Below are 6,000 nucleotides of genomic sequence, written 5' to 3'. Positions count from 1 at the left end.
CCACCGAGGAATCGACACCACCCGACATCGCGACGACGACGCGGGTTTCTGCGGGGCGGCGAGGGAGATCGAGGCTGTTCATGATGCTTTCACTGTGCGGCGCTCAATGCCAATGGCCGGAATATAGGTCAAGCGCCACGCATGCGCCAGCTTGCGGCCAAGACGAGTTCACCGGCAAAAATCAAGGCCCGGAGGCCGGTGTTTCAAATTCTAAACGAAATCCTAACCGGGCGTTCACGATCCTTACTTAGTCATTAGGGTTCGCTTAGGCAATTTTTAAAGCTGTGACGGTACTGTGGCGGGGATTGGGTCTTTGAGTTTTTAGTAGAGAGTACGATGACCGATCTGGTTAGACCTAGAGTCAAGTATGTTATTGGGCCCGACGGCAGCCCTCTTACGATCGCCGATCTGCCGCCGACGAACACGCGGCGCTGGGTTATCCGGCGCAAGGCGGAAGTGGTCGCCGCTGTACGCGGCGGCCTGCTCAGCCTTGAGGAAGCCTGCCAGCGCTACAAGCTCACCACCGAAGAATTTCTCTCCTGGCAGGCATCGATCGACGAATACGGCCTTGCCGGGCTGCGCACCACGCGAATCCAGCAATACCGGCATTAAGCTGCCGGCCGAAAACGTGCAAGGGCGCGGGACTCCGCGCCCTTCGCTTTTGCGGCGGCCTTCCATTCAAACTGTCAGCACGACCTTTCCGATGGGGCGGGTCGCGAGGAAGGCATGGGCGGCCGCCGCCTGGTCGAGCGGGAAAGCTTTCGCCACATGCGGCATCAGCTTTTTGGCCCCGACCAGCCTGGCGAGTTCGGCGAGCCCCTCGCGATCAGGCACCACAGACATGCGTTCAACGCGGATGTTCCGCTCCTTGGCCTTCGCCCTGGTGGCGTCGTGAACGTCGAGCAGCGACACCAGAACGCCGCCGTCACGCAGCACTTCCAGCGACTTGTCGGCGTGGTCGCCGCCGATCGGGTCCAGCACCAGATCGACATTGCCGACCTTCCCGGTGAAATCGTCCCTGGTGTAGTCGATCACCTCGTCGGCGCCGATCGAGCGGACATAGTCGGTTTTGTCCGGACTGGCGGTCGATGCCACCCAGGCGCCGCGCGCCTTGGCGATCTGCACCGCCAGATGGCCGACGCCGCCGGCGCCGGCGTGAACCAGCACCCGTTGGCCCGCTTGCAGGCCGCCATGGCGGACGAGGCCTTGCCAGGCCGTCAGACCGGCCAGCGGCAAGGCCGCGGCATGGGCATGGTCGATGGCGGCAGGTTTCGCGACGATCTCGTCCGCCGGCGCCGCGGCGAGCTCGGCATAGGCGCCGGCCTGCTTGGGAAAGCGCGGCATGCCGAACACCTCGTCGCCGAGTTTAAAGGCGGTCACGCCGTCTCCGAGCGCCGCGACGGTCCCGGAAATGTCCCAGCCAAGGATGAAAGGCGGTTCGCCGAGCAGCGGAATGAAACCGCCGCGCACGGCGCCATCGACCGGGTTGACGCCCGCGGCCTTGACGCGGACGAGCACTTCACCGGGGCCGGGCTTGGGGTCGGGCTGCTCGGCTACGAAAAGGACCTCGGGTCCGCCGACGGAAGTCTGGATAACGGCACGCATGAACGCCTCCTGTTCGAGTGAATGTGCCCGCTATCATTTGGATAGTAGTATTCGATTGTCGAGTATGTACCTTTTGTATATATAGGCACCTCATGGATAGCGAAGACAGATCTCCCTTCGGCTACGACGCGTTCCGGCGCTCCTGCCCATCGCATACCGTGCTCGAGATGCTCGCGAGCAAATGGGTTTATCTCACCGTCTGCGCGCTGCGGAGCGGCCGGCTGCGCAATGGCGAGCTGGCGCGCAAGCTGGAGGGCATCACGCCCAAAATGCTGACGCAGACGCTGCGCGTGCTGGAGCGCGACGGCCTCGTGCGGCGCGAGGTGTTCGCGGTGATCCCGCCGCGCGTGGAGTACGAACTGACGGAGCTTGGGCGGAACCTTGCGGGATTGCTCAGCCAGATACGCTCCTGGGCGGAAGAGCATGCATCCGAAATCAAGGATGCCCGAACCCGGGCATCGGCCGATCACGGCGAGAAGGCCGCTATGCCGTGAAGACGGCGAGGCCGATTTTTGGCGATTGCCAGCTCTGAGGATGCCGGCAGGTCTCCGGCATGACTCGACTATGCCCGACGATCAGCCGATCATGGCGCTGCGGCCGCCCGTTTCGGCCTCGCGGATCTTGGTGTCGCGCGATTCCAGCATCTCCGCCTTGGACAGCTCCGCTTCAGCTTCGCCGAGTAATGATTCGGCAGTGCTTCGCTGCTGGGCGAGGTCGCTTTGTGAATTCCTGAGGTTGTCGCGGCGCAGGCGAGCCGCCTTGGCGAAGGTCGGATAGGCGAAATGGTTGATGTCGGTGATGCCGGCCTTTTTCTCTTCGGCGATGATCTGCGCCTCCAGCTCGACGGCCATGCGCTCGAACTCGGCGATCATCATGTCCAGCTGCAAGAGCTGCCGCCGCTTCTCATTCACCTGAAACTGCTTCAGTCGAACGAGGTTTTCACGTGACTTCATGACTCGATACTCCGCAAACGCACACCTGCAATACCGTCCAGTCCGCCCGGAAAGACCTAAGCGCCGCCCGTTTCCCCCGGCTTTCCCTGGGCTATAGGAAACAAAGCCCTAAAGATTTTCGCCGGCGGTAACCATTCGTTTACGGGCATTGTTAATCATACGGGCGAGGACTTAAGGCCGGGTAAAAATTCCGGCGGCGGCGGGAAGCCCGGGCCAGCGAGTCCCTGGAGTCACTTAGACTGACTTTTTAATGTGGTGCATCAGCGGTTTTGGTCTGTGATTCGTTATTAGATTCAAGTGGGTGTAGAAAGGGGTTAAAAAATCTGGTATCGTGGATGGCACGAAATTAGGATTTGTTAACCAGTCGGTGGCACCTTCTGTTCAGGCAATCACTGCTCCGGGTCCCGGACGGGTCGTGACACGGTCCGGCAGCAGAAAAGGGGAATGAAATGCGTGTTCTGCTGATTGAAGATGACAGTGCAACCGCACAGAGCATCGAACTGATGCTGAAATCGGAGAGCTTCAACGTCTATACGACCGATCTCGGCGAAGAAGGTGTCGATCTCGGCAAGCTCTACGATTACGACATCATCCTTCTGGACCTCAATCTCCCCGATATGTCGGGCTATGAAGTCCTGCGCACGTTGCGCCTTTCCAAGGTCAAGACGCCGATCCTGATCCTCTCCGGCATGGCCGGCATCGAGGACAAGGTGCGCGGCCTGGGCTTCGGCGCCGACGACTATATGACCAAGCCCTTCCATAAGGACGAGCTGGTGGCGCGCATCCACGCGATCGTGCGCCGCTCCAAAGGGCATGCCCAGTCGGTCATCACCACCGGCGACCTTGTGGTCAATCTCGACGCCAAGACGGTCGAGGTCGGCGGTCAGCGCGTGCACCTGACCGGCAAGGAATATCAGATGCTGGAGCTGCTCTCGCTGCGCAAGGGCACGACGCTCACCAAGGAAATGTTCCTCAACCATCTCTATGGCGGTATGGACGAGCCGGAGCTGAAGATCATCGACGTCTTCATTTGCAAGCTGCGCAAGAAACTCGACGCGGCGTCCGGCGGTCAGAACTACATCGAAACGGTGTGGGGCCGCGGCTATGTGCTGCGCGAGCCGGAAGATATTCGCGTCAGCGCATAAGCCATCCCAGCGATTCGAACGAAAAACCCGGCTCAGGCCGGGTTTTTGCTTGAAAACGGTTCCGGCGAATCAGGCGGCTATCTTCAGGACGCGAAAGCTTTCGAGCAGTTGCGCACGGTTGAAGGGCTTCAGCAGATAGCCTTGGGCGCCGGCGCGCTTGGCGCGCATGATCGCCGCGACGTCGACCTCGACCAGCGAGACCAGAATCTGCGGCTTGATGGGCGCTTCGATAGCACGGATGCGGCGAATAAGGTCCACGGCCGGGACGTCGGCAAGACCACCGTCGATGACGATGACATCGGGCATGTCGCCGGCGCAAATGTCGGTGGCCTCGACTCCGGTCGAGGCCTCGACGACAATCATATCCGAGCCGCCAAGAATGCGTTTTGCGACCTTCCTGATGACGCTCGAATCATCGACGAACAGGCAGCGCTTCATGTCCGGGTCCTCTTTGCCATCTGCCGAACCGCAATCTCGGGGTGGCCGCAAACCACCATAGGCCAATCTGGTAAAGAAGCCGAAAAGCCGTTAGGTAAAGTTTTTCCAAACACGGTGTCGCGCGGCCTTGACCCCGCAGCGCGATTACATGGATCGCGGCTGGCATTGCTCAATCTGCGCCGCCAGCAAAAATATCAGCAATAAAAGATACTTCGGTTTTTCTTAGGCAGCCGTCAGCACGATCTCCTCGGCGGTCGCGTGGATCGAGATCGTCATATTGGCCTCGCGCGCCAGAAGCAGCGTATAATAGGGCTGGACCGAATGGGCGTCGATCGGCTCCTCCGGCTTGTGGCCGGAATGCAGTTCGAGGAATTTCGGCGGCACGCGCAGCATCGGCCCACTGGCCGACAGCGAAAAACGCGGCTCGGTTTCGAGACTTTCCAGCGTGACCACCAGCTTGCCGCCGCGCGGTATGGCCGCGTTGGCGACGAGAATGAGGTTGAGCAGCAGCTTGACCTTGTTCTTAGGAAGCAGCGCACGGGGGCCGTTCCACAGCAGTTCCGGCTTTTCGTTCTTCAAGAAGGCGATGGCCACGGCCTCGGCATCGCCCGTGTCGATCATCATGCCGGCGGAACCCGCGGCGCCGAAGGCGATGCGGGCAAACTGCAATCGCGCCGAGGCGTTCTTGGCGCTCTGGCGAATGAGCTTCATGGCGTCTTCGTCGGCGCCGCCTTCGTCGAGCAGCTCGAGGCCGTTGTTGATTGCGCCGACCGGCGAAATGATGTCGTGGCAGACACGGCTGCAAAGCAGCGCGGCGAGATCTGGCGCGGAAAGGGTGAAAAGCTCGGCCATCGGCGAAATCCCTGCTTAAGTCATTTGTTCATGGCCGAGCGACGGTTTCGCGCCTGCCCACACGAATCACGCTCTTTTCCAAGGCTTTCTGAATACACAGGGCCCGAGCGCGCATCAACAAATCCAAAATCATCGACGGCGAAAATGGTGTGTTTCGCGGGGGAAACCCGCCGCAGCGGCAAAAGCGCAGCCTTCGAACCGCCATCTTCGTGTGGGAGCTTAATGGTTGAAAAAGGATTACGGCATAATTTGCCCGTGATAGCCACCCCGAACGGCCGGCAAGAGCCGCAGGGGTGCGAGGCGTCGGCGAAAGTGCTCCCTGACGGAGATTGGAAGCATGTTTTCCCGATACTACGACCGGACGTTCGTCCGCGTCCTCACCATGACCATCACACTCCTGGCGGCTTTGGTCCTTTCGACCTCGGCGTCGCGGGCTCAGCAGTACACCGCTCAGGAAATCGTCGATTCCGGTCATAAATTTTTCGGCGAGACATCCGGCGGTCTGGCCACCGTCGTCGAGAAGATCTTCGCCTCCTACGGTCTGCCCAATGGCTACCTGCTCGGCGAGGAAGGATCCGGCGCCCTGATCGGCGGCCTGACCTATGGCGAGGGGACGCTCTACACCAAGAACGCCGGCGACCATAAGGTGTTCTGGCAAGGCCCTTCGCTCGGCTGGGATTTCGGTGGCGAGGGGTCCCGGGTGATGATGCTGGTCTATAACCTCGACGACATCAGCAGCCTTTATAACCGCTTCGGCGGCGTTGCCGGCTCAGCCTATGTCATCGCCGGCGTCGGCTTCAACGTTCTGCAGAGCAACCGGGTGCTGCTCGTGCCGATCCGCACCGGCGTCGGCGCGCGTCTTGGAGTCAATCTCGGCTATCTGAAGCTTACCGAAAGGCCGACCTGGAACCCGTTCTGATCGGATTGCGCTCGCTACGATCGCTCGGACAGTGCTGATCGCGCCGCGGCAAGCTCTTGCCGCCGCGTTGAATTTCCGCCATGCCAAG

The 6,000-nt window shown here is 60.8% G+C and carries 8 protein-coding genes; 4 read left to right on the top strand and 4 right to left on the bottom strand.

Features of this window, described 5'->3' with window-relative positions:
* Window positions 1-336: 336 nt before the first annotated feature.
* Window positions 337-612, top strand: coding sequence for a DUF1153 domain-containing protein (locus FJ423_RS02335; RefSeq protein WP_006203587.1), 276 nt, complete (start codon window positions 337-339; stop codon window positions 610-612).
* Window positions 613-678: 66 nt separating this feature from the next.
* Here the strand turns inward: FJ423_RS02335 and FJ423_RS02330 are convergent, their stop codons facing one another.
* The gene (locus FJ423_RS02330; RefSeq protein ID WP_140838826.1) at window positions 679-1,605 is read right to left on the bottom strand and encodes an NADP-dependent oxidoreductase; all 927 of its coding nucleotides are present in this window, start codon (window positions 1,603-1,605) and stop codon (window positions 679-681) included.
* A gap of 92 nt (window positions 1,606-1,697) precedes the next feature.
* Here FJ423_RS02330 and FJ423_RS02325 point away from each other — a divergent pair, with 92 nt between their 5' ends.
* Window positions 1,698-2,099 (top strand): helix-turn-helix domain-containing protein, encoded by a 402-nt coding sequence (locus FJ423_RS02325; protein ID WP_140838824.1) that lies wholly within the window; start codon window positions 1,698-1,700, stop codon window positions 2,097-2,099.
* An 81-nt stretch (window positions 2,100-2,180) separates the two neighbouring features.
* On the opposite strand, the gene FJ423_RS02320 is transcribed toward FJ423_RS02325, so the two are convergent.
* Entirely contained in the window at window positions 2,181-2,558 is a 378-nt protein-coding gene (locus tag FJ423_RS02320) for a flagellar export protein FliJ (RefSeq protein WP_040989842.1), read from the bottom strand.
* A gap of 449 nt (window positions 2,559-3,007) precedes the next feature.
* On the opposite strand from FJ423_RS02320, the gene ctrA reads away from it, so the two are divergent.
* Complete coding sequence (ctrA, locus tag FJ423_RS02315; RefSeq protein ID WP_006203583.1) at window positions 3,008-3,703, top strand: cell cycle two-component system response regulator CtrA; 696 nt, start codon at window positions 3,008-3,010, stop codon at window positions 3,701-3,703.
* A gap of 69 nt (window positions 3,704-3,772) precedes the next feature.
* On the opposite strand, the gene FJ423_RS02310 is transcribed toward ctrA, so the two are convergent.
* Both FJ423_RS02310 and FJ423_RS02305 read right to left on the bottom strand, forming a co-directional pair.
* Window positions 3,773-4,141, bottom strand: coding sequence for a response regulator (locus tag FJ423_RS02310; RefSeq protein ID WP_095766434.1), 369 nt, complete (start codon window positions 4,139-4,141; stop codon window positions 3,773-3,775).
* 222 nt (window positions 4,142-4,363) lie between these two features.
* Window positions 4,364-4,993 (bottom strand): histidine phosphotransferase family protein, encoded by a 630-nt coding sequence (locus FJ423_RS02305; RefSeq protein WP_095766435.1) that lies wholly within the window; start codon window positions 4,991-4,993, stop codon window positions 4,364-4,366.
* 382 nt (window positions 4,994-5,375) lie between these two features.
* On the opposite strand from FJ423_RS02305, the gene FJ423_RS02300 reads away from it, so the two are divergent.
* The gene (locus tag FJ423_RS02300; RefSeq protein WP_224514585.1) at window positions 5,376-5,912 is read left to right on the top strand and encodes an EipA family protein; all 537 of its coding nucleotides are present in this window, start codon (window positions 5,376-5,378) and stop codon (window positions 5,910-5,912) included.
* Window positions 5,913-6,000 lie beyond the last annotated feature (88 nt).

Source organism: Mesorhizobium sp. B2-8-9 (assembly GCF_006439475.1).
Lineage (GTDB): Bacteria > Pseudomonadota > Alphaproteobacteria > Rhizobiales > Rhizobiaceae > Mesorhizobium.
The sequence above is the reverse complement of the archived record's forward strand: the minus strand, read 5'-3'. Positions and strand labels throughout refer to the sequence as shown.

Excerpts from the sequence above, each read along its gene's own strand:
- FJ423_RS02325 (WP_140838824.1), top strand. The coding sequence starts at position 1,698 with ATGGATAGCGAAGACAGATCTCCCTTCGGCTACGACGCGTTCCGGCGC.
- ctrA (WP_006203583.1), top strand. The coding sequence starts at position 3,008 with ATGCGTGTTCTGCTGATTGAAGATGACAGTGCAACCGCACAGAGCATC.
- FJ423_RS02335 (WP_006203587.1), top strand. The coding sequence starts at position 337 with ATGACCGATCTGGTTAGACCTAGAGTCAAGTATGTTATTGGGCCCGAC.
- FJ423_RS02310 (WP_095766434.1), bottom strand. The coding sequence starts at position 4,141 with ATGAAGCGCTGCCTGTTCGTCGATGATTCGAGCGTCATCAGGAAGGTC.
- FJ423_RS02300 (WP_224514585.1), top strand. The coding sequence starts at position 5,376 with ATGACCATCACACTCCTGGCGGCTTTGGTCCTTTCGACCTCGGCGTCG.
- FJ423_RS02330 (WP_140838826.1), bottom strand. The coding sequence starts at position 1,605 with ATGCGTGCCGTTATCCAGACTTCCGTCGGCGGACCCGAGGTCCTTTTC.
- FJ423_RS02320 (WP_040989842.1), bottom strand. The coding sequence starts at position 2,558 with ATGAAGTCACGTGAAAACCTCGTTCGACTGAAGCAGTTTCAGGTGAAT.
- FJ423_RS02305 (WP_095766435.1), bottom strand. The coding sequence starts at position 4,993 with ATGGCCGAGCTTTTCACCCTTTCCGCGCCAGATCTCGCCGCGCTGCTT.